20 protein-coding genes are annotated in these 20,472 nt (G+C 66.4%); 12 read left to right on the top strand and 8 right to left on the bottom strand.

Going from position 1 to position 20,472, the window contains the following annotated elements; translation table 11 throughout:
* Positions 1-162 precede the first annotated feature (162 nt).
* Complete coding sequence (locus ASE48_RS12540) at positions 163-633, top strand: hypothetical protein (RefSeq protein ID WP_057167423.1); 471 nt, start codon at positions 163-165, stop codon at positions 631-633.
* Positions 634-659: 26 nt separating this feature from the next.
* Here the strand turns inward: ASE48_RS12540 and ASE48_RS12535 are convergent, their stop codons facing one another.
* Positions 660-2,111, bottom strand: coding sequence for a class I adenylate-forming enzyme family protein (locus ASE48_RS12535; RefSeq protein WP_057167422.1), 1,452 nt, complete (start codon positions 2,109-2,111; stop codon positions 660-662).
* A 36-nt stretch (positions 2,112-2,147) separates the two neighbouring features.
* Entirely contained in the window at positions 2,148-2,729 is a 582-nt protein-coding gene (locus ASE48_RS12530) for a TetR/AcrR family transcriptional regulator (RefSeq protein ID WP_057167421.1), read from the bottom strand.
* A 190-nt stretch (positions 2,730-2,919) separates the two neighbouring features.
* Between ASE48_RS12530 and ASE48_RS12525 the strand changes: the two genes are divergently transcribed.
* Positions 2,920-4,485 (top strand): FAD-dependent oxidoreductase, encoded by a 1,566-nt coding sequence (locus tag ASE48_RS12525; RefSeq protein ID WP_057167420.1) that lies wholly within the window; start codon positions 2,920-2,922, stop codon positions 4,483-4,485.
* Here the strand turns inward: ASE48_RS12525 and ASE48_RS12520 are convergent.
* Positions 4,482-4,712 (bottom strand): hypothetical protein, encoded by a 231-nt coding sequence (locus ASE48_RS12520; RefSeq protein ID WP_057167419.1) that lies wholly within the window; start codon positions 4,710-4,712, stop codon positions 4,482-4,484. The genes ASE48_RS12525 and ASE48_RS12520 overlap by 4 nt on opposite strands.
* Positions 4,713-4,812: 100 nt before the next feature.
* Between ASE48_RS12520 and ASE48_RS12515 the strand changes: the two genes are divergently transcribed.
* Positions 4,813-5,097, top strand: coding sequence for a hypothetical protein (locus tag ASE48_RS12515; RefSeq protein ID WP_057167418.1), 285 nt, complete (start codon positions 4,813-4,815; stop codon positions 5,095-5,097).
* Between the two features lie 3 nt (positions 5,098-5,100).
* Here the strand turns inward: ASE48_RS12515 and ASE48_RS12510 are convergent, their stop codons facing one another.
* Positions 5,101-6,216 carry an acyl-CoA dehydrogenase family protein gene (locus tag ASE48_RS12510; RefSeq protein ID WP_057167417.1) on the bottom strand — a complete coding sequence of 372 codons (1,116 nt, stop codon included), beginning with the start codon at positions 6,214-6,216 and terminating at the stop codon, positions 5,101-5,103.
* Positions 6,217-7,449, bottom strand: coding sequence for an acyl-CoA dehydrogenase family protein (locus ASE48_RS12505; protein ID WP_057167416.1), 1,233 nt, complete (start codon positions 7,447-7,449; stop codon positions 6,217-6,219).
* Positions 7,450-7,817: 368 nt separating this feature from the next.
* On the opposite strand from ASE48_RS12505, the gene ASE48_RS12500 reads away from it, so the two are divergent.
* Positions 7,818-8,609 carry a hypothetical protein gene (locus ASE48_RS12500; RefSeq protein WP_057167415.1) on the top strand — a complete coding sequence of 264 codons (792 nt, stop codon included), beginning with the start codon at positions 7,818-7,820 and terminating at the stop codon, positions 8,607-8,609.
* Here the strand turns inward: ASE48_RS12500 and ASE48_RS12495 are convergent.
* Together ASE48_RS12495 and ASE48_RS12490 are read right to left on the bottom strand one after the other, a co-directional pair.
* On the bottom strand, positions 8,606-10,414 hold the full coding sequence (locus ASE48_RS12495; RefSeq protein WP_057167414.1) for a bifunctional diguanylate cyclase/phosphodiesterase: 1,809 nt from the start codon (positions 10,412-10,414) through the stop codon (positions 8,606-8,608). The two genes, ASE48_RS12500 and ASE48_RS12495, sit on opposite strands and share 4 nt — an antisense overlap.
* A 185-nt stretch (positions 10,415-10,599) precedes the next feature.
* Positions 10,600-11,349, bottom strand: coding sequence for a hypothetical protein (locus ASE48_RS12490; protein WP_057167413.1), 750 nt, complete (start codon positions 11,347-11,349; stop codon positions 10,600-10,602).
* A 413-nt stretch (positions 11,350-11,762) separates the two neighbouring features.
* Between ASE48_RS12490 and ASE48_RS12485 the strand changes: the two genes are divergently transcribed.
* Positions 11,763-12,215: a MaoC family dehydratase gene (locus ASE48_RS12485; RefSeq protein WP_057167412.1), complete on the top strand. Its 453-nt coding sequence runs from the start codon at positions 11,763-11,765 to the stop codon at positions 12,213-12,215.
* Here the strand turns inward: ASE48_RS12485 and ASE48_RS12480 are convergent.
* A complete protein-coding gene (locus ASE48_RS12480; protein WP_057167411.1) occupies positions 12,203-13,396 on the bottom strand; it encodes an acyl-CoA dehydrogenase family protein in 1,194 nt (397 codons plus the stop codon). The two genes, ASE48_RS12485 and ASE48_RS12480, sit on opposite strands and share 13 nt — an antisense overlap.
* Positions 13,397-13,504: 108 nt before the next feature.
* Between ASE48_RS12480 and fabG the strand changes: the two genes are divergently transcribed.
* The 7 genes from fabG (at position 13,505) to ASE48_RS12445 (ending at position 20,231) form a co-directional block, all read left to right on the top strand.
* Complete coding sequence (fabG, locus tag ASE48_RS12475) at positions 13,505-14,245, top strand: 3-oxoacyl-ACP reductase FabG (protein ID WP_057167410.1); 741 nt, start codon at positions 13,505-13,507, stop codon at positions 14,243-14,245.
* A 1-nt stretch (position 14,246) separates the two neighbouring features.
* Complete coding sequence (locus tag ASE48_RS12470) at positions 14,247-15,461, top strand: acetyl-CoA C-acetyltransferase (RefSeq protein ID WP_057167409.1); 1,215 nt, start codon at positions 14,247-14,249, stop codon at positions 15,459-15,461.
* Positions 15,458-16,660, top strand: a complete 1,203-nt coding sequence (locus ASE48_RS12465; protein ID WP_057167408.1) for an acyl-CoA dehydrogenase family protein — start codon at positions 15,458-15,460, stop codon at positions 16,658-16,660. Before ASE48_RS12470 ends, ASE48_RS12465 begins: the two co-directional genes overlap by 4 nt.
* Entirely contained in the window at positions 16,644-17,327 is a 684-nt protein-coding gene (locus ASE48_RS12460; protein ID WP_057167407.1) for a GntR family transcriptional regulator, read from the top strand. Before ASE48_RS12465 ends, ASE48_RS12460 begins: the two co-directional genes overlap by 17 nt.
* A 74-nt stretch (positions 17,328-17,401) precedes the next feature.
* Entirely contained in the window at positions 17,402-18,745 is a 1,344-nt protein-coding gene (locus tag ASE48_RS12455; protein WP_057167738.1) for a flavin-containing monooxygenase, read from the top strand.
* Positions 18,742-19,341 carry a TetR/AcrR family transcriptional regulator gene (locus ASE48_RS12450; protein WP_057167406.1) on the top strand — a complete coding sequence of 200 codons (600 nt, stop codon included), beginning with the start codon at positions 18,742-18,744 and terminating at the stop codon, positions 19,339-19,341. The genes ASE48_RS12455 and ASE48_RS12450 overlap by 4 nt, the downstream gene beginning before the upstream one ends.
* A complete protein-coding gene (locus ASE48_RS12445) occupies positions 19,338-20,231 on the top strand; it encodes an alpha/beta hydrolase (protein ID WP_057167405.1) in 894 nt (297 codons plus the stop codon). The genes ASE48_RS12450 and ASE48_RS12445 overlap by 4 nt, the downstream gene beginning before the upstream one ends.
* The last annotated feature ends 241 nt before the right edge of the window (positions 20,232-20,472 follow it).

The raw sequence follows: 20,472 nt of genomic DNA, 5'->3' as shown, positions 1-20,472 counted from the left end.
CTGGATATCACCCGCGTAGCTCTACGGCCAGCCTAGGTCAATGTGAGCTGTGCGGTGGTCTGTTGACTGGCACGGTGTGACCCCCGGGTCAGAAACCTGCTTCCCACACCTGATTTTGCGGTTGTGGTCGGACGTCGATCCGGCTGGTGGTATGGACAACGAATGGATTTCGCGAGCTGGAGTCTGGGCCTTTCGCTGATCGTGCTGACGCTCGCGATCCACACCACGGGTGTGGTGCTGTTGGCGTTCAAGTTGGAGACCAGGATTCGGGGACGCGGTGATGGCGACGAGCACAAGGATGAACGACTGCGGGCGATCCCCACGGTGATCGGCAGTATCGCCGCCGTCGCGCTGATACTGACCGCTCTGCACGGGTTGGAGGGTGTCTTGTGGGCATTGGCGTACTGGTGGCTGGGGGCCCTCGACTCGTTCACAGACGCATCGGTGTATTCGCTGGGCAGTATGACCACATTCGACATACCGGGATTGGCGTTGCCGCCACGGTTCCGCATGCTGAGCGCGTTGGAGGCGGTCAACGGTGCATTGCTGTTCGGCATCAGCACCGCGTTCCTCTTCGCGGTGATGCAAGCGCACTGGCTGAGGATCTCGCACCGGCGCACGCCGCCGGAGTGACTTTCGACGCTTTCTCGGATCCGCCCTCAGGTGTTTGATTGCGCAGTCAATGACTGGCGCACCGCATTTTTGGCGACCTTGCCGTTGCTGGTGACGGGAAGCGCGTCGACGAAGCGCACCTGTCGGGGCCGCTTGAATCCGGCCAGATGCGCCCGCACATGGGCGATCAGTTCATCGGCGGTCGGCTGAGCCGGTCCGGGCACCACGACCGCACAGATGGCTTCACCCCAGTACTCGTCGGGCACACCGATCACGGCGGCCTGCTCGACACCGGGATGCAGCGACAGCACGTCTTCGACTTCGCGCGAGGACACGTTCTCGCCGCCGGTGATGATGATGTCCTTGAGGCGGTCGGTCACCACGAGTCGTCCGCTGTCATCGATGAACCCGGCGTCGCCGGTGTGCAGCCAGCCGTCGACGGCCGCAGGTCCGTCCGGCCAGTAATGTGCGGCGACCTGCGCGCCGCGGATCAAGATTTCGCCGTCGTCGGCGATGCGGATGTTCACCTCGCTGTGCGGACGGCCCGCACTGCGCAGCACCGCGGGATCGTCGGAGAGGTGGTCGGACGGGCCGAGAAAGGTGATGTTGCCGCCGGTTTCGGTCATCCCGTAGCCCTGGTGGAACCCGACCCCGAGCCGCTCGACCGCACGGCGTAGCAGATCGGCGGGTATCGCCGCCGAACCGTAGGAGATATCGCGCAGCGTCGGCAGTTCGGCAGGGGCATCCTGCAGATGCGCCAGCAGGCTGTGCAGCATCGTCGGGGCCAGCGAACACGAGGTGACCCCATGGGCATTGACTGCCGCGACGAACGCGTCGGGCCGGAACGCGGGCACCGGCAACACCGTGGACGCCGCGCTGTGGTGCACCAGCATGTTGTAACCGGCGATATGGCACATCGGAAAGGGCAGCAGGTAGACCCCGCCCGCGCGCACCGAGCGGCCTGCGACCGTGCCACGCACCGCAGTGGTGAGGGAACGGTGGGTGTGCAGCACACCTTTGGGAGGTCCGGTGGATCCACTGGTGAACAGCAGCCAGACCGCATCGTCGGGGTGCACCGCGACATCCGGCTCCGTCATCGAATGCTGTTGCCACTGGGTGCTTTCGAAGGAAAACAACCCGTCGGCCGCTCCGGTGAGGGGCTCCAGGTAGCGGGCGTCACCCAGCACGAGCGCGGGCTGAACCCGGCGCAGCTGGTCGAGGTGCTCAGAGACGCTCAGCCGCTGATTGATCAATGTGAGGATGCGCCCGCTGCGCGGCACCGCGTAGTACAGGCGGGCGTAGTCGGCGCTGTTGTCGGCGAGGACTGCGATCCGGTCACCGGGCCGGCTGCGCTGGATGATCCAGGAGGCGCGCTCGCGCACCTGAGAGTCGAACTGCGCGAACGAAACCGCGGTGCCGTCGGCGGCGATGAGCGCGGCGCGATCCGGGGCGATGCCTGCCGCGGCGGTCACCAGTTCGTGGATGAGGTCGATGGTCATGTGCCGGTGACGTTACGCACGTGCACCCCGCGGAGTTCAGTCGGTGTCGGGCAGGATGAGCGAGATCATGGTGTCGAGCCGGTCGGCCATCGCGTGGTAGCTCATCACGCTCGTCTGCACCTGCAGTAGGGCGCCCCAGAACATGGTCTCCAACGCGTCCAGCACTTCCGGCCAGGCGCCCATTCCGAGGGCGGCGGCAGTCCGGCGGTGTACCTCGGCGGCGACCCGGGCGCGCACCCCGGCCACCGCGTCGTCACCATCGCTGAGCAGTGCCCGTGCGCAGGCCGAGGCCAGCAGGGGTTCGTCGGCGAGCACCAGTGTCACGGCCCGCAACTGGGCGCTGACCCGGGCGCCCATCCCCGCGCGGGGATCGATGGTCAGCGGCAGCTCGTACACCCGGTTGAGGTACAACTCGGCGAACATCGCGTCGATGGACGGAAAGTGCGCGGACACGGTGGACGGGGTGACCCGGGCCCTGGCTGCCAGTTCGGCGATGGACAGTTCGGCTCGTGCGTCGAGGATCGCCGCCGCCGCCCCGAACACCTGTCGGTGGGTGTGCTTGCGGCGATACGCCGGATCCTGCAGGTAGGTGACTTCAGCCACCGCTGGGCTGGACATGTGTCCAAGGTATAGCGGTGCCGGACGATTGGCAACAGCTCTGGCTTGAGTGCCTTTGACGTGCACTTATATACCGAAAACGCCAAGTCGACAGTCTGGCGGGAGTGGGATGCAGTCGCGCTCGCTTGGACTAATCAGACAAGTGTCCAGTATTCTCGGAGGCGTTCCGGACCAAGCCGAGGGGGATCTCATGGCCTACGTGATCACGCAGAACTGCTGCAAGGACGCCAGCTGCGTGCCCGTCTGCCCGGTCGACTGCATCCGGCCGGTGGGCGCTTCCGCCGCGGACATGCTCTACATCGATCCGGAATCCTGCATCGACTGCGGAGCCTGCTTCGACGAGTGTCCCGTCGGCGCGATCCACTATGAGGAGGACCTCCCGGCCGGGCAGGAACGATTCAAGGACATCAACGCCGCCTACTTCGAGCGGCATCCGCTGGAGCCGGACACCACCGCACCTCCCGCGTCCCGCCACGGTGTCGCGCCAGGCGACCTGTGGGTCGCCGTGGTGGGCGCGGGGCCGGCGGCCTGCTACGCCGCAGCGGAACTGATCGCCATCGACGGGGTGGAGGTGAATCTGTTCGAACGGCTGCCCACCCCGTTCGGGCTGATCCGCGCCGGCGTCGCACCCGACCACCAGCACACCAAATCGGTGGTCGGCATCTTCGAGCGCATCTTCACCAACCCGCGGTTCGGCTGCCATCTCGGCGTCGAGATCGGCCGCGATCTCACCCACGAGGATCTGCTTGCGCACCATCATGCGGTGATCTACGCGGTCGGTGCGGCGACCAGCCGCGACCTCGGCGTCCCGGGGGAGGATCTGCCCGGCAGTCATCCGGCCGCCGATTTCGTCGGCTGGTACAACGGACATCCCGATCATGGCGACCGCACCTTCGATCTCGGCACCGAGCGGGCGGTGATCGTCGGTAACGGCAATGTGGCCCTCGACGTCGCCCGTGTGTTGCTGATGGATCAGCAGACACTCGGTGAGACCGATATCGCCGCGCATGCGCTGGAGGCGCTGCGCGACAGCATGATCGAGGAGGTGGTGATCCTGGGCCGGCGCGGCGTGGCCGACGCGGCCTTCTCGGTGGGCGAGTTCCTGGCGCTGGGCCATCTCGACGGTATCGACGTGATCATCGACGGGCCGCTGGAGGACCCGGTCGATGACACCGACCTGTGGGCCACCCTGAAACTCGACATCGCGCGCGAGTACGCCGAGCGGCCGACGACTCCCGGCAACAAGCGGATCGTGTTCCGGTTCATGAGCAGCCCGGTCGAGATCGTCGGCGACGAGAAGGTGCAGGCGCTGCGGGTGACCGGTGGCGACCTTTCCACCGGTCTGGTGCTGCGGTCCATCGGATACCGGGGAGTCCCCGTCGAGGGTCTGCCGTTCGATGAGACCGTGGGTGTGGTGCCCAATACGGGCGGCCGGGTCGACGGTGCGCCCGGCAGCTACGTGACGGGCTGGATCAAGCGTGGGCCGCGCGGAGTGATCGGCACCAACCGGACCTGCGCCGAGGAAACCGTCGGTGAGCTGTGGCGTGACCACCTCGACGGCGCGCTGAGCCGTGCCGTTGCCGGCCCGGACGGGTTGCGGAAACTGCTGCAGGACAGGGGAGTACAGGCCGTCGACTGGTCGGGATGGCGGGCGATCGACGCCGCCGAACGGGAACGCGGCACCGCCGCATCGCGGCCGAGGGTGAAGTTCATCGGCATCCCGGAGATGCGCACCGCGGCGCTCGGTACGCCTTAGCGAGAAACGGTGGCGTCCTCACGGAACTCGATGGGACGCCGCAGCATCCACCGGTAGACGGTGACGCCGGGCATCATCACGGGCCAGAGCGCGCCGAAGGCGACGCTGACGACGATCAGGGCGACGTTGGCGCGGTGGCCGGTGGACCGGATGACCCGCCAGAACCAGGCGCCACAAAACCCGCCCACCAGCAGGTAGGCGGCCACCGTCAGCGTCGAGATCCCCATAGGAAATTCAGCGTACCGCGCGCGTGTTACGGCTTGTGGCAAAGCTTGCGGCGGTTGGGTGACGACCGTGCCGCGCCGAGGCGTCCCTAGACTCTGGGCCATGGATGCCAGCAGCGATGCAGAGGCGGCGGGTGCGGAGCGACGGCTCGTCATCAGGGTCAATTCGAACGCCAAGATGTCGCGCGGTAAGGCGGCCGCGCACGCCGTGCATGCGGCACTGAAGCTCTACGGCATCGAGTACGACCATCCGGTGATCGTCATCGGCGGTAAACCCGACGAAATACTGGAGCAGACCGTGCACATCCGTGATGCGGGCCGCACCGAACTGGAACCGGGCACCCTGACCGCGGGGGCGAGCTGGGAGTACCGACCGCGCGCCGAATGACGGCTACGGCCGGGTCAGCTCCGCGTACCGCGCGACATGGTGGTCGGTGGAACCGAATTCGTACTGGATGGCGGTCAGGCGCTTGAAATAGTGCCCGATGGCCAGTTCTTCGGTCATCCCCATGCCGCCGTGCAGTTGCACCGCGTTCTGGCCGATGAATCGCGCCGCCCGACCGACGGTGGCCTTGGCGGCCGACACTGCGCGGGCGCGCTCTGGCGGATCGGCTTCCAGTTTCAGCACCGCCAGATAGACGGCGGCCACCGACTGTTCGAGCTCCATGTGCATGTCCACCATGCGGTGCTGCAGCGCCTGGAAGGCGCCGATCGGGGTGCCGAACTGCTGGCGTTGCTTGCAGTATTCGACGGTGTCGGCCAACACCTTTCGCATGTTCCCGACGGCCTCGGCGGCCACCGCGGCGGCACCCTCGTCGCGGGCCCGGGACAGCGATTCCCAGGCCCCGCCGTCGGTGCCCAGCAGCACGGCGCGCACGCCGGCCAACTCGATGTCGGCGGCACGCCGGTCGTCGACGGTGCGGTAGCCGTGCAGCGTCAGGCCGGCCGGGCCGTCGGAGACGTCGATCAGGAACAACGACAGTCCCGCCGGCGTGACCGCGGTGACCAGCAGGTGCGTGGCCAGCGGCGCGTTGAGGACCAGGATCTTGGTGCCGTCGAGCACCCAGTCATCACCGTCGGCGCGCGCGGAGGTGGCGACGTCCTGCCAGCGGTCACCGGACTGCGCCTCGGCCGCTGCGAGCGCGACGATGGCCTGCCCTGCGGCGATCTTCTCCAGCAGGACATCGGCGACCGGGCTCTGCGCCCGCTGCAGCAGGCCGCCGGCCACCACGACGGTGTCGACGTAGGGCTCGACCACCAGCGCATGGCCCAGCGCCTCGGCTATCACCATGATTTCCACTGGGCCGCCGCCGATTCCGCCGACCTCCTCGGGCAATGCGGCGCCCAGGATGCCGAGGTCCTCGGCGAAGGCGCGCCAGATCTCGGGCTGCCAGCCGGGGCCCAGTTTGGCCGCCGCCCGGCTCGATTCCAGGCCGTAGCGAGTGGACAGGAACTTGCCGAGCCCATCGCGCAGCAGCTCCTGCTCGTCGGAAAGCGTGAAGTCCATTTACAGTCCCAACTCTGCTTTGGCGAGGATGTTGCGTTGAATCTCGTTGCTGCCGGCATAGATCGACCCGGCCCTGTCATTGAAGTAGCGCAGCGGCGCGACGGCCTGCCACGGCTCGCCGCTGACGTATCCGTCGGCCGGCGGTTCGAAGTCGGCGATCGGCCCGCCCGGGCAGGCCGCGTGCGGCTGGTAGGCGCGCCCGCGCGGCCCGGCCGCTTCCATGGCGAGTTCGGTCAGTGTCTGGCTCAGCTCGGTCGAGATCACCTTGAGCATCGAGGAGGCCGCGCCGGGATGTCCGCCGCCGGCCAGCGCCGCGAGCACCCGGTACTCCAGGATCTCCAGCACCTCGGTGCGGATCCGGGCGTCGGCCAGCTTGCGGGAGAAAGCGGGATCGTCGATCAACAGGCCGCCGCCGGGGCCAGGTTGCTCGGCGGCCACGGTGGCGATGTTCTCGGCCATCACCTGCAGGGCCGGGGCGGTCGCGCCGCCACCACGCTCGAATTCGAGCAGATACTTGGCGACCGTCCAGCCGTCGTCGATGGCGCCGATGACGTTGGCCTTCGGGACACGCACCTCATCGAAGAACACCTGGCTCTGCACCTCCTCGCCGGAGGTCATGACCAGCGGCCGGATCTCGATTCCGGGGGTGGCCATATCGATCAGCACGAAGGTGATGCCCTGCTGCTTCTTGCCGGTGCGTGAGGTGCGCACCAGGGCGAACATCCAGTTGGCCTCGGTGGCGTGGGTGGTCCATATCTTGCTGCCGGTGCAGACCAGGTCGTCACCGTCATCAACGGCGGCCATGGTCAGCGCGGCCAGATCCGATCCCGCTTCGGGCTCGGAGTAGCCCTGGCAGAAGAACACCTCGCCGGTGAGGATGCGGGGCAGGTAGAAATCCTTCTGCTCCGCGGTGCCGAACTTCACGATCGCGTGCGCGACCATCCGGATACCCATCGGGGACAGGGTGGGCGCCCCCGCCAGCTGGGATTCACGGCTGAAGATGTAGTGCTGGGTCAGGGTCCAGTCGCAGCCGCCGTACTCGACGGGCCACGCCGGCGCCGCCCAGCCGCGTTCATGCAGGATCGCCTGCCACGCCAGGCTCGCCTCGTGGTCGCTGTACACGCTGGTCATCAGGCGTCCGGCCCGCTGGATCTCGGGCGTCATCTTGTCGGCGAGGAACTGTCGCACCTCGTCGCGGAATGCCGTGTCCGCCTTCGACCAGCTCAGGTCCATGACTCCCCGCCCTCTCCATCTGCTGTCTAACTTAGATATATAAGTAGCAGCTGAATGGCCGGTTGTGAAATCTCTGGGTGGCGGCCGTCGGTGCCGCGACTGGCCTAGGGTGGGTCGGGCCGGTGTCGCTATTCCGTCGCCGCAGGTCGGGGCGCTTTTGTGAGTGATAGGCTGATGGTCTTGCCGCGGTCCGCAGTGGCAAAGTTCTTGGGATCTCCGTACGGACTGCGACACTTGTAGCCACGCGTCATGAGAACGTCGCATCGCGCGATGTGAGCCGGCACAAGACAAGCGCGGACAGAATTGCCAGAGAACGTCTCCGGCGTGCCGCAAGAGTTACAGAGCTATCAAAAGGTTGATAACGGAGCATGTGGGACGAGATTGTCGATGTGGTGTCGGTGGGAGCCGGGCCCGGTGGGCTGGCTTGCGCGGTCGCGGCAGCGGACGCCGGGCTCGACGTGTTCGTCGCGCTACCGGGCGCCGATGTCGCCCCTGATGCCGTCCCGGACAACGCCGACACCCGCGGCTGGCTGCCCGTCGTCTCCGACGCAGAGACCATGGCCTTCTTCGATGCGCTCGCCGAAGAGCTCCCGACGGTGATGCTGCCGGGGGATCCCGCCGCGCTGCAGATCCGCGCCCTGCACGAAGTCAAGGTCGACACCTCCCGCCGTGCGCAGGTCGAGACCTTCGTCGGATCGCGGCTGGGCACCTGGGCAGCGGGCTGTATCGCATCGCCCTACGGACTGCTGTTCACCCGCGTGGACCACTGGCCGACGACCACCATGCGGACGACGAACGGAAAGTCGTTCCAGGTGGCTGCGCTCGATGAGGCGACAACTGCCGCAAGCACCTTCACCGACCGGCTCGACGCGCTGGTGGCAGACCGGGACATCGACGTGTACGACGACCATCGGCTGCAGCGCATCGTGTTCGAGGAGGGCCGCATCGTCGGTGTCGTGGTCGACTCCCCGGACGGCCCGTGGGCGGTGCGCGCCCGCGTCGGCATCGCGGTGACCTCCGAGCGGCCCGCCCCACCCGACCCCCGGATCCTTGATACCGACAGCCGTATCGCGCTCGTGGGGTTGACGGCCAGCCGGTTCGGCCGCGTCGAGGTGCTCAGCACGGCCGATGTGCCCGCCGCCGAGATGAATTCCGTCTAAGTCAGACCGGCCGAGAAGTCCACCGACACCCGGCCGCGGCGCAGCAGGGCCTCCATCTGGTCGCCGGAGATCGGGCGTGACAACAGGAAGCCCTGCGCGCGATGACAGCCGTGCCGCAGCAACGTGATGGCCGCGGTTTCGGTCTCCACACCCTCGGCCACCAACTGCAGGCCGAATGCTTCGGCCAGGGCGATGATCGCCCGCACGATGGCCAGATCGCCGGGGTCGGCGCCGAGGTCACGCACGAAACTCTTGTCGATCTTGAGGGCGTCCACCGGAAGCGATTTCAACAGCGACAGCACGCTGTAGCCGGTGCCGAAGTCATCGATGGCGACCTGGACCCCGACGTCATGAAGCTTGGCCAGCGTGATCCGGGTGACGTCGATGTCCTGCACCACAATGCTTTCGGTGATCTCCAGGCATACCGAACCGCGGGGCAGATCGAACTCGTTGACGATCGCCGCCACCGACTCGGCGAACCCGTCCGCGACGAGCTGCACCGGGGACACATTCACCCGCAGCACCGCGTCCAGCCCGACGCCGTTGGCCCGCCAGCGCGCGAACTCCGCGCACGCCGTACGCATCACCCAACGTCCCAGCTCGCCTGCCAGATTGATGGATTCGGCGACGCCGATGAACGCGTCCGGGGCAAGCAGGCCGCGGGTGGGGTGCTGCCAGCGGACCAGCGCCTCGGTCGCGAGAACCTTCCCGGTGCGCATATCGACCTCGGGCAGATAGCGCAGGAACAGCGCGCCGGTCTCGATCACGCTCTGTAGGTGCAGCTCGATGTCGTTGCGGAACTCGTTCTCCAGCGATATCGCGTCGGAGTAGACGGTCACCTGGTTGCCGCCGGTGTTCTTGGCGGTGAGCACAGCCTGGTCGGCATGGCGCAGCAGGTCCGAGGTGGTCTCTTGACCGGGGATGCCCACGGCGACACCGATGCTGACCGTGCGGGTCACCATCTCGCCGTCGATCGGAACGCGCCGGGAGAGCACGGACTGCAGCCGGTGGGCGAGTTCCTCGGCCACCGGGCCATCGGTGGGGACCTCGGGGACCACCACGAATTCGTCACCGCCGAGGCGGGCGATCATGCTGGGCCCTGCGGCCAGCGCGAGCCGCTCGGCGAGCACCCGGATGAAACGATCGCCGGCGGAGTGCCCGAGGTAGTCGTTGATCGCCTTGAGGCGGTCCAGGTCGAAGAACAGGGCGGTGACCGGCCCGGGGCTACCCGGCTTGAGGCGTTCGTCCAAGTGGGCCATCAAGGCACGGCGGTTGTGCAGTCCGGTGAGGTCGTCGTGCTCGGCCAGGAAGCGCAGTCGGTCCTCGGCGTACACGCGGGCCTGCACCTGGGCGAAGAGTGACGCGATGGCCGCCAGGGCGTTGAGTTCCTCGGCGGTCCAATCCCGGTCGCCGGCCTTGGCGAGGCCGATCACCCCGGTGGTCACGTCGCCGGACAGCAGTGGCACACAGGCCATCGTGGTGGTCGGGATGCTCCCGCTGTCGGCGGGCCGGAACACCGCCGGCTCCTTGAGCCGTTCGGCCACGGCGAAAACCGGGTCCGCGTCGACGAAGTACACGAGCTGGTGGGGGTCGGGCTGGACCTCCGGGGTGCGGGGAGGCCACTCGGCGATGAGCCGGGTCGCGTGAATGTCGTGGTCGTTGTGCCGCAGGAAGCCGGAATCGACATCGAAGTAGGTGACCAGTTCGGCCAGCACCTGCTGGCTGACGCCGGTCGCGGTGGCGGCGTCCACGGCGATCAGACGAGTGGCGACCGCGGTGACGACGAGTTCGAGGCTGCGGGGCACCTAGACCTCTCTGTGTGGCGACACCTGACAATGCCGCGTTGTGACGCACGGGCACCGGCGGGCGTCCGGTCAGCCCTGCGAAAAGTGTATTCCAGACGCCGCCTTTGATTCGTGACATCCCATGGGTCAGACGATTCGTTATCTGAGCGGTATTCGGTGCGGCCGCGTGCGCGCCGGGCTGCCGGTTACAACCCGGACTCGGCCGTCCCGCCCAGCGCGCCGACTTCGTCGAGCAGCGGCAGCAACACGCGTGCCTCGGCGCGGGTGGCGATAATCTGTTGCGGGTCAGCGGTTCTGGTGAACTCGGCCTGGTCCCACCACATCATCTTGGTCTCGTACCGCTCGTCGGGATACGGTGTGGCCGGGATACGGTCGGCAACCACGCCGCCCGAGGATCGCCAGCGATCCAGAACATGTGCCGCCGCGGTCGCCATGGCGAACTTGGCGCCGAGGACGAGGGTGGCGTGCAGGGGCATACGGGCGAGTACCGGCGTGAGCGCACGGCTGCGCGCAAATCCGTCGTCGGTCCATGCGGTCTTGATCTCGACGACGCCGAACGGAACGCGGTCGTCGATCATTTTGCGCACGAGGGGAAGGGCGGGCTGTCCGGCCCATTCCACCGTCGCATGGCTTTCGTCGGCACCGCCGTACGGGCCTTGCGCTCGAACCCCGCCGACAACCCGGCCGGAGTCGTCGATCGCCGCGAGGAACAGCGACGTGGTGGCGGGGTCGGCCAGTGCGCTCGGGTCGATCGCCCGTTCGACTCCGTGTTTGCGGTAACTACGCATAGCACCGTCGATGAAATCGTCCCAGAGTTCCGGCTCCGCCCACGGAGTGGACACCACGAGGGTGCAGTCGGTGTCCCGATCCCACCACTGGGCCGATGCATTTTCGGGAAGTCCACGAAACGTGGTTTCGGCGACAGACACGCTCATTCCCAGGCCCACCGATCAGTTGCCGGAACGTTGCCCCATGCGGGTACGTTCCTGAGGTAATTTCAAATAGTGCAGTTAAGTATCGCCATATCCAGGGGAGATACCAGCCGCAATTTATTACCGGGCCTGACAATAGGTTGCCAGCATCGCACAAGTGGGTTTCTAGCAATTTAGTCGGTAAGAAGTTAATAGTGGCTAACTTCATAAAAATTGTCACCGGCGTAAGTAGTGGCAAATACTATTCAGCTGCCGACGAGTTTTCTAAATCGATCACGTAGATGGCAACGTGTCCGCCATTCGCTACGTTTTCAAGGTCACGTCGATCCCGCGATCGCGGACCCGGTGACCGGCTCCCGCGATCGAGGCGCTATGTATGGATGTGAAAAATAGACGTGGCGACCGGAGGAGGAACGGTGAAGGTTTTCAAGAATCTCGATGAGCTGGTGGGGGCCAAGGGCGCCGAGTTGGGGCCGACGGAGTGGCTGGAGATCGGCCAGGACCGGGTGAACAAATTTGCCGAAGCCACCGAAGATCACCAGTGGATCCACGTCGATCCCGAACGTGCCGCCGACGGGCCGTTCGGTGGAACCATTGCCCACGGTCTGCTGACCCTCTCCCTGCTGCCGCATTTCAGCCACCAGCTCTACCGGGTGGAGGGCATCTCGCTGGCGGTCAACTATGGATACAACAAGGTCCGCTTCATCACCCCGGTGAAGGTCGGCGCCAAGGTGCGGGCCCGCGCCGTGGTCACCGATGTGACCGCACTCGAGGGCGCTGCCCAGTCGACGGTCACCATCACCGTCGAGATCGAGGGATCGGAAAAGCCTGCAGCGGTGGCAGAGTCGATCGTGCGCTATATCGCCTGATTCGAGACGCGCCGCTGGGCGGCCTTGACCAGGCCGCCCCCGATGATGAGGCGCTGGATCTCGCTGGTGCCCTCATAGAGGCGCAGCAAACGCACCTCGCGGTAGATGCGCTCGACCGCCACCTCGCGCATGTAGCCACTGCCACCGTGGATCTGGACGGCGAGGTCGGCTACATTGCCCGCCATTTCGGTGCAGAACAGTTTCGCCGATGACGGTGCGATGCGCCGGTCCTCGTCGGTCACCCACAGCCGGGCGGCCTCCCGGACCAGCGCGCGCCCGGCCATCACGCCGGTCTGCTGGTCGGCGAGCATCGCCTGCACCAGTTGGAAATTGCCGATCGGGGTGCCGCCCTGGGTGGCGGTCGCGGCGTAGGCCACCGACTCGTCGAGGGCACGCTGCGCGCTGCCGACGGCCAGCGCCGCGATGTGCACGCGGCCGCGGGCCAGCGACGTCATGGCGGCGCGGTACCCGATGTCCTCGCTGCCGCCGACCAGGGTGTCCTGGCCGACCCGCACGTCGTCGAAGCTGACATCGGCGGTCCAGGCGCCCTCCTGGCCCATCTTGGCGTCCTTCGCGCCGACCTCGATGCCGGGCGCGTCCGCGGGAACCAGGAAGACCGCGATACCGGGTCCGTCGGCATCGGCGGGGCGCGTGCGGGCGAACACGATGAACAGGTCGGCCGTCGGAGCGTTGGTGATGTACTGCTTGCGCCCGTTGATCACCCACTCGTCACCGTCTTTGACGGCCTTGGTGCGCAGGCCTGCCGGGTTGGAGCCGGCGCCGGGCTCGGTCAGGGCGAAGGAGGCGACGACGTCGCCAGAGGCGATCCGCTCCAGCCAGCGGGATTTCTGTTCGTCGGTGCCGAAACCGACCAGCACCTGACCGGCGATGCCGTTGTTGGTACCGAACATCGACCGCAGCGCGAGGCTGGTGTAGCCGAATTCCATGGCCAGTTCCACGTCCTGGGCCAGGTTCAGTCCGAGGCCGCCCCATTCCTGCGGGATCGCGTATCCGAACAACCCCATGCTCTTGGTCTGGTCGCGGATGTCGTCGGGCACCCGGTCGGCGGACATGATCTCCAGCTCGCGGGGGACCACCTGGTTACGGATGAACTGGCGGGTGGCGGCATGGATATCGGCGAAATCTGCGTCCGATACGGCGGCGCTGGCGTTGTCGGCCATCGGCGGGCTCTCCTGAATTGGTGCGATCACCTCGGGGGGTGGTTTGATACAAGAAATATCATATTTTATGTTTGGAATTGTTCGGGCTTCAGGAAGGGATGGGCTCCCATGGGTCTGCTTGACGGTCGGACCGCGGTGATCACCGGCGGTGCACAGGGAATCGGGTTTGCGATCGCCGAAAGGTATGTCGCCGAGGGCGCCCGGGTGGTGCTCGGTGACCTGAATCCGGAGGCAACCGATGCCGCGGTCACCGCACTCGGCGGTTCGGCCGTTGCCAAGGCGGTCAGTTGCGATGTCACCGATGCCGGCCAGGTCGAAGCGCTCGTCCGCGCCGCCGTCGACACTTTCGGCAGCCTGGACGTCATGGTCAACAACGCGGGCATCACCCGTGACGCCACCATGCGCAAGATGACCGAGGAGCAGTTCGACCAGGTCGTCTCGGTGCACCTGAAGGGGTCGTGGAACGGCACCAGGCTCGCCGCCAACATCATGCGCGAGGCGAAAAGCGGTGCCATCGTCAACATCTCGTCGATCTCGGGCAAGGTCGGCCTGATCGGCCAGACCAACTACTCCGCGGCCAAGGCCGGCATCGTCGGCCTCACCAAGGCCGCCGCCAAGGAGGTGGCCCATCTGGGTGTCCGGGTCAACGCCATCCAGCCGGGCCTGATCCGCTCGGCGATGACAGAGGCCATGCCGCAACGTATCTGGGACCAGAAGCTGGCCGAGATCCCGATGGCGCGCGCCGGGGAACCCAGCGAGGTCGCCTCCGTCGCCCTGTTCCTGGCCTCCGATCTGTCCTCGTACATGACCGGCACCGTGCTCGAAGTGACCGGCGGGCGGCACATCTGACATGTCTGAAGCTGTCATCTGTGAACCCGTCCGCACCCCGATCGGCCGCTACGGCGGCATGTTCGCCTCCCTGACCGCCGTCGACCTGGGCGTCGCGGCACTGCAGGGCCTGTTGGCGCGCACCGGAATTCCGGCCGATGCGGTGCAGGACGTGATCCTGGGCCATTGCTACCCGTCCAGCGAGGCGCCGGCGATCGGTCGGGTGGTCGCACTGGATGCGGGTCTGCCCATCACCGTGCCCGGTATGCAATTGGACCGTCGCTGCGGATCCGGCCTGCAGGCCGTCATCCAGGCATGTATGCAGGTGGCCAGCGGTAACAACGATCTGGTCATCGCCGGCGGCGCCGAATCGATGAGCAACGTGGCCTTCCACTCCACCGATATGCGCTGGGGCGGCTCCCGCGGCGGTGTCACGGTGCACGACGGACTGGCCCGAGGCCGCGTCACGGCCGGCGGCAAGCACTATCCGGTGCCCGGCGGCATGCTGGAGACGGCCGAGAATCTGCGCCGCCAGTACGGCATCTCACGCGTCGAGCAGGACGAACTCGCGGTGCGTTCGCATCAGAAGGCCGTCGCCGCTCAGACCAGTGGGGTCCTTGCGGCCGAGATCATCCCGGTCACCGTGACATCCCGTAAAAGTTCCGAGGTGATCGACACCGACGAGCACCCCCGCGCGGATACCACCGTCGAGGCGCTGAGCACGCTGCGCCCGGTACTGGGTAAGAGCGATCCCGAAGCCACCGTCACCGCAGGTAACTCCAGCGGTCAGAACGACGCGGCATCCATGTGCATCGTCACCACACCCGAGCGCGCGGCCGAACTCGGGCTCAAACCCCTTGTCCGGCTGGTCTCCTGGGGAGTGGCCGGGGTGGCGCCCGACATCATGGGTATCGGCCCGGTGCCGGCGACCGAACGAGCGCTGGACAAGGCCGGGTTGTCCCTGGCCGATATCGACCTCATCGAACTCAACGAGGCATTCGCCGCGCAGGCGCTGGCGTGCACGCGCGAATGGAAGTTCACCGATACCGATTTCGAGCGCACCAACGTGCGCGGGTCCGGTATCTCTCTCGGCCATCCGGTCGGCGCGACCGGCGGCCGGATGCTGGCCACCCTGGCTCGCGAACTCGAACTGCGCGACGCCCGGTACGGGCTGGAAACCATGTGCATCGGTGGCGGTCAGGGCTTGGCCGCCGTATTCGAACGGACAACTGCATGACCCGCCTCGCTCAGACTCCCGGCCTCACCGACGTGCAGGCCGAAATCGTCGCCACCGTGCGGCAGTTCGTGGACAAGGAGATCATCCCGAACGCGCAGGAGTTGGAGCATTCCGACACCTACCCGCAGCACATCGTCGACAAGATGCGCGATATGGGTCTGTTCGGTCTGATGATCCCCGAGGAGTACGGCGGGCTCGGGGAGTCGCTGCTGACCTATGCACTGTGTGTGGAGGAACTGGCCCGCGGCTGGATGAGCGTATCCGGGGTCATCAACACGCATTTCATCGTCGCCTACATGATCCGCCAGCACGGCACGGACGCGCAGAAGCAGCACTACCTGCCCCGGATGGCGACCGGCGAGGTGCGCGGTGCCTTCTCGATGTCGGAGCCCGAGTTGGGCTCCGATGTCGCGGCGATCCGCACCCGGGGTGTGCGCGACGGCTCCGGAGACGACGCGGACTATGTGATCACCGGTCAGAAGATGTGGCTGACCAACGGCGGCAGTTCGACGCTGGTGGCCGCGCTGGTGAAAACCGATGAGGGAGCGGACAAACCGCACCGCAATCTGACCGCATTCCTGATCGAGAAGCCTTCCGGTTTCGGTGAGGTGCTGCCGGGACTGACGATTCCGGGCAAGCTCGACAAGATGGGCTACAAGGGCATCGACACCACCGAGCTGATCTTCGACGGCTACCGGGCCGGTGCGGGCGATGTGCTCGGCGAGGCGCCGGGTAAGGGCTTCTTCCAGATGATGGACGGCGTCGAGGTCGGCCGGGTGAACGTCTCGGCGCGTGCATGTGGCATCGCGCTGCGGGCTTTCGAGCTGGCGATTCGCTATGCGCAGCAACGGGAGACGTTCGGCAAGCCGATCGCCGGGCATCAGGCGATCGCGTTCCAGCTCGCCGAGATGGCCACCAAGGTCGAGGCCGCCCACCTGATGATGGTGCACGCCGCGCGGCTCAAGGACTCCGGTGACCGCAACGATGTGGCCTCCGGGATGGCCAAATATCTGGCCAGCGAGTATTGCGCGGAAGTCACCCAGCAGAGCTTCCGGATTCACGGCGGGTACGGCTACTCCAAGGAGTACGAGATCGAACGGCTGATGCGGGACGCACCGTTCCTACTGATCGGTGAGGGCACCAGCGAGATCCAGAAGACCATCATCAGCAAGAGTTTGCTCGATGAGTACCGGATCTGATCCGGAGTTCGCGGTCCGGCCGCAACTCTCCGATGATGTCGCCCGCGTAGTCCGCCGGCGGATCTTCGACGGCACCTACCCCGCCGGTGAGTATCTGCGGCTGGACCAGTTGGCCGTCGACCTGGGCATCAGTGTCACTCCGGTGCGGGAGGCCCTGCTGAATCTGCGGGCCGAGGGTCTGCTGGTGCAGCATCCGCGACGCGGTTTCATGGTGCTCGAATTCACCGCCCGTGACCTGGCCGATGTCGCCAACGTGCAGGCCTACGTCGGGGGAGAACTGGCGGCCAGAGCAGCCGAGAACATCAGCGCCGAACAGCTTTCCGAGCTGAAGGCGATCCAGGACCAACTGGAACAGGCCTACGAGCAGCCGGACTCGGACCGCGCCGTACGGCTCAATCACGAGTATCACCGGCTGATCAACGTCGCGGCCGACTCGCCCAAGCTCACCCAGTTCATGTCGGGGATCACGCGGTATCAGCCGGAGTCGGTGTTCCCGACCCTCGATGGGTGGCCCACCCAGTCCATCAAGGACCACCGCCGGGTGATCGCCGCCTTCGAACGCCGGGACGCCGACGAGGCCCGCGCGGCGATGGCCGAGCACTTCACCATCGGGGTCGACCCGCTATGCGAGCACCTCACCAAGCTGGGCGTGATCCGGCCGATTTGACGTACGTCAGTAATCATTGACGCGCGTCAGAACCCTCGGTAGTGTCGCCCATCACAGCGACTCGAGGAGTGATGGTGGTGCGAACCCTGCCGCGTACGGCGGTCATCGGCGCAGGTATCAGTGGGCTGACCGCCGGCAAGATGCTCAAGGACTACCGCGTTCCGTACACCACCTTCGAGATCTCCGACCGCGTCGGTGGTAACTGGGCCTTCGGCAATCCCAACGGTCTGAGCAGTGCCTACCGGTCACTGCACATCGACACCTCCAAGCATCGGTTGTCCTTCAAGGACTTTCCGGTGCCCAGCCATTTCCCGTCGTTCCCGCATCACAGCGATATCAAGGATTACCTGGACTCCTATGCCGAGGCGTTCGGTCTGCTGGAGAACATCGAGTTCAACAACGCGGTCCGCAGCGCCCGCCGGCGCGAGGGCGGCGGCTGGCTGATCGAGGACCAGGCCGGCACGGTGCGGGAGTTCGATCTGCTGGTTGTCGGCAATGGCCATCACTGGGACGCACGGTGGGCCGAGTTTCCCGGCACCTTCACCGGCGAATCGATCCACTCGCACCATTACATCGATCCGCAGACACCGTTGGCGCTCACCGGCAAACGCATTCTGGTCATCGGGATCGGTAACAGCGCCGCCGATATCACCGTGGAACTGTCGTCGAAGGCATTGCAGAACAAGGTGACGCTGTCGACACGGTCGAGTGCCTGGATCGTTCCGAAATACCTTGCCGGGCAGCCCGGCGACAAGATCTTCAAGACGACGCCGTACCTGCCGCTGTCCTGGCAGCGCAAGGCCGCCCAGGCGTTCGCCCCACTGGTCGGCGCGGATCCGACCAAGTACGGCCTGCCTCCGGCCAATCACAAACTGTTCGAAGCGCACCCGACGCAGTCGGTCGAACTGCCGCTGCGGCTGGGTTCTGGCGACGTGATCCCGAAACCGAATGTGTCGCTGCTCGACGGGGACACCGTGCACTTCGACGACGGGACATCGGATGCGTTCGACGTCATCATCTACGCCACCGGATACAACATCACCTTCCCGTTCTTCGAGCCCGACCTGATCAGCGCGCCGGAAAACCAGATCCGGTTGTACAAGCGGATGTTCAAGCCAGGGTTCGACGATCTGGTCTTCATCGGTTTCGCCCAGGCCATTCCGACGCTGTTCCCGTTCGTGGAATGCCAGGCCCGATTGCTGGCCGCCTACGCCGCCGGCAAGTACGCGCTACCGGCAGTCGATGAGATGGAGCGCGTGATCGACGCCGATCAGCAGCTGCATGCCGGACACTGCACCAACCGGGCGCGGCACACCCAGCAGGTGGATTACTTCTACTACGAGCACGACATCCGCACCAAGGAGATCCCGGCCGGGGTCAAGCGTGCGGCGTCTCGTCCTGCGCTGGTGCCGGCGTGAGGTCGCCGACGGATCGCCGGCCGTCCCTGCGCAGCGACGAGCGCCGCGAAGCCATCCTCGATGCCCTCGACGGTTGGCTGCAGGACTCCAGTCTGGACGCCGTCAACGTCGCCGAGATCACCGCGCAGGCCGGCGTCACGCGCTCGGCGTTCTATTTCTACTTCGAGAACAAGGCGGCCGCCGTCGCCGCCCTGATGGAGCGTCTGGTCACCGAGATCTTCGTCGTGAACGAGGAATTCACCACTGGCGGAGGAGCGCCGCGCGACCGGGTGTACACCATGCTGAACGGGCTGTTCGACAGCAGCGACCGGTACCGCCATGTTTTCAGCGCGATGTTGGAGGCGCGTGGTTCCAGCGCCACCGTCAGGCAGATCTGGGACGACGCGCGCGATGCGTTCACGCCGTCGGTGGCCGAGCTGATCCGGGCGGAGAGGCCAGGCAACACCCCCGAGCCGGAGATCCTCGCGGCGGTGCTGCTGGAATTCAACGACCGGATGCTGGAGCGGTTCATCACCGGCGGGCAACTCACACGTGCGCAGCTGATCGAGGGTGCGGCCGCGGTGTGGCTGAGCACGATCTATGGAGAGAATCGATGAGCTATCGGGAACTGTCCTTCACCTCGCACGGAACCCGATGCAGTGCATGGCATTTTCGTGCACCCGTCGACCACGTGCGACCCGCGGTGGTGATGGCGCACGGATTCGGCGGCACCAAGGACTCCGGCCTGGAGCCCTTCGCGGAGCGCTTCGCGGCGGCCGGTATCGACGTGTTCGCGTTCGACTACCGCGGATTCGGCGCCTCCGAAGGCCAGCCGCGCCAGACGGTGTCGCTGGAGGCCCAGCTGGCGGACTTCCACAGCGCCATCGCCGCGGCGGGGGAGTTGCCGGGCGTGGACCGCGACAGAATCGCGCTGTGGGGTGCGTCCATGTCGGGCGGTCACGTGCTGCAGGTGGCCGGTGACCGGGACGATATCGCCGCGGTGATCTCCTTGACGCCGTTGACGAGTGGGCTGGCCGCCGGCCGGGCCGCGATCGGCGAGCGCGGTGTGCTGACCTCACTGCGCTGGACGGCGACCGGTGTGCGCAGCAAGGTTTCGGTGGCGCGGGGCGGCACCCCGACGCTGGTCCCGATCGTGGGCAGACCGGGTGAGCCCGGTGCGCTGACGCTGTCGGGAGCGTATGAGAGCTATCTGGCGATGGCGGGTCCGACCTGGCGTAACCAGATCGACTCCTCGGTCGGCATGGAACTGGGGCGGATGAGCGTCAAGGCGGCGGTGCGCCGGATCACGTGTCCGGTGCTGGTGCAGATCGGCGACTTCGACCGGTTCGTGCCCGCCGGCGCGGTGGCCAAGACCGCGGAACTGGCCAGGGCACAGGTGCATCGGTATGCCTGCGATCATTTCGACGTGTGGCCGGGCAATGAATGGTTCGACAAGACCGTCGAGGACCAGCTGGTGTTTCTGCGTCGGGTGCTCGCGGTGGGCTGATCGCGCCACTTCGCCCATTCGCTCCGCCGGAACCTGGGTGCGAAAGTGCCCGCCTCTGAGCGACTTTCGAGCGACAGCCGAGTCCCAGAAATTTCTTTGGACTCATTGATCACGGCCGTCACTTTTCGTGACGGATTGTCGGTGATCGCACGTATGTTCGAGGTATGAACGGTGACGTGGTGGGTGGTCGGGAGGCGGTGCAGCATGCACTCTCCGATCGTGCCGGGTCGGTCAAGGCACT

This window comes from Mycobacterium sp. Root265, assembly GCF_001428895.1.
Classification (GTDB): Bacteria; Actinomycetota; Actinomycetes; order Mycobacteriales; family Mycobacteriaceae; genus Mycobacterium.
This window is presented reverse-complemented; position numbering and strand designations above follow the sequence as displayed.

Excerpts from the sequence above, each read along its gene's own strand:
- ASE48_RS12525 (WP_057167420.1), top strand. The coding sequence starts at position 2,920 with ATGGCCTACGTGATCACGCAGAACTGCTGCAAGGACGCCAGCTGCGTG.
- ASE48_RS12500 (WP_057167415.1), top strand. The coding sequence starts at position 7,818 with ATGTGGGACGAGATTGTCGATGTGGTGTCGGTGGGAGCCGGGCCCGGT.
- ASE48_RS12465 (WP_057167408.1), top strand. The coding sequence starts at position 15,458 with ATGACCCGCCTCGCTCAGACTCCCGGCCTCACCGACGTGCAGGCCGAA.
- ASE48_RS12480 (WP_057167411.1), bottom strand. The coding sequence starts at position 13,396 with ATGGCCGACAACGCCAGCGCCGCCGTATCGGACGCAGATTTCGCCGAT.
- ASE48_RS12515 (WP_057167418.1), top strand. The coding sequence starts at position 4,813 with ATGGATGCCAGCAGCGATGCAGAGGCGGCGGGTGCGGAGCGACGGCTC.
- ASE48_RS12445 (WP_057167405.1), top strand. The coding sequence starts at position 19,338 with ATGAGCTATCGGGAACTGTCCTTCACCTCGCACGGAACCCGATGCAGT.
- ASE48_RS12520 (WP_057167419.1), bottom strand. The coding sequence starts at position 4,712 with ATGGGGATCTCGACGCTGACGGTGGCCGCCTACCTGCTGGTGGGCGGG.
- ASE48_RS12470 (WP_057167409.1), top strand. The coding sequence starts at position 14,247 with ATGTCTGAAGCTGTCATCTGTGAACCCGTCCGCACCCCGATCGGCCGC.
- ASE48_RS12490 (WP_057167413.1), bottom strand. The coding sequence starts at position 11,349 with ATGAGCGTGTCTGTCGCCGAAACCACGTTTCGTGGACTTCCCGAAAAT.
- ASE48_RS12530 (WP_057167421.1), bottom strand. The coding sequence starts at position 2,729 with ATGTCCAGCCCAGCGGTGGCTGAAGTCACCTACCTGCAGGATCCGGCG.
- fabG (WP_057167410.1), top strand. The coding sequence starts at position 13,505 with ATGGGTCTGCTTGACGGTCGGACCGCGGTGATCACCGGCGGTGCACAG.
- ASE48_RS12510 (WP_057167417.1), bottom strand. The coding sequence starts at position 6,216 with ATGGACTTCACGCTTTCCGACGAGCAGGAGCTGCTGCGCGATGGGCTC.
- ASE48_RS12535 (WP_057167422.1), bottom strand. The coding sequence starts at position 2,111 with ATGACCATCGACCTCATCCACGAACTGGTGACCGCCGCGGCAGGCATC.
- ASE48_RS12460 (WP_057167407.1), top strand. The coding sequence starts at position 16,644 with ATGAGTACCGGATCTGATCCGGAGTTCGCGGTCCGGCCGCAACTCTCC.
- ASE48_RS12505 (WP_057167416.1), bottom strand. The coding sequence starts at position 7,449 with ATGGACCTGAGCTGGTCGAAGGCGGACACGGCATTCCGCGACGAGGTG.
- ASE48_RS12540 (WP_057167423.1), top strand. The coding sequence starts at position 163 with ATGGATTTCGCGAGCTGGAGTCTGGGCCTTTCGCTGATCGTGCTGACG.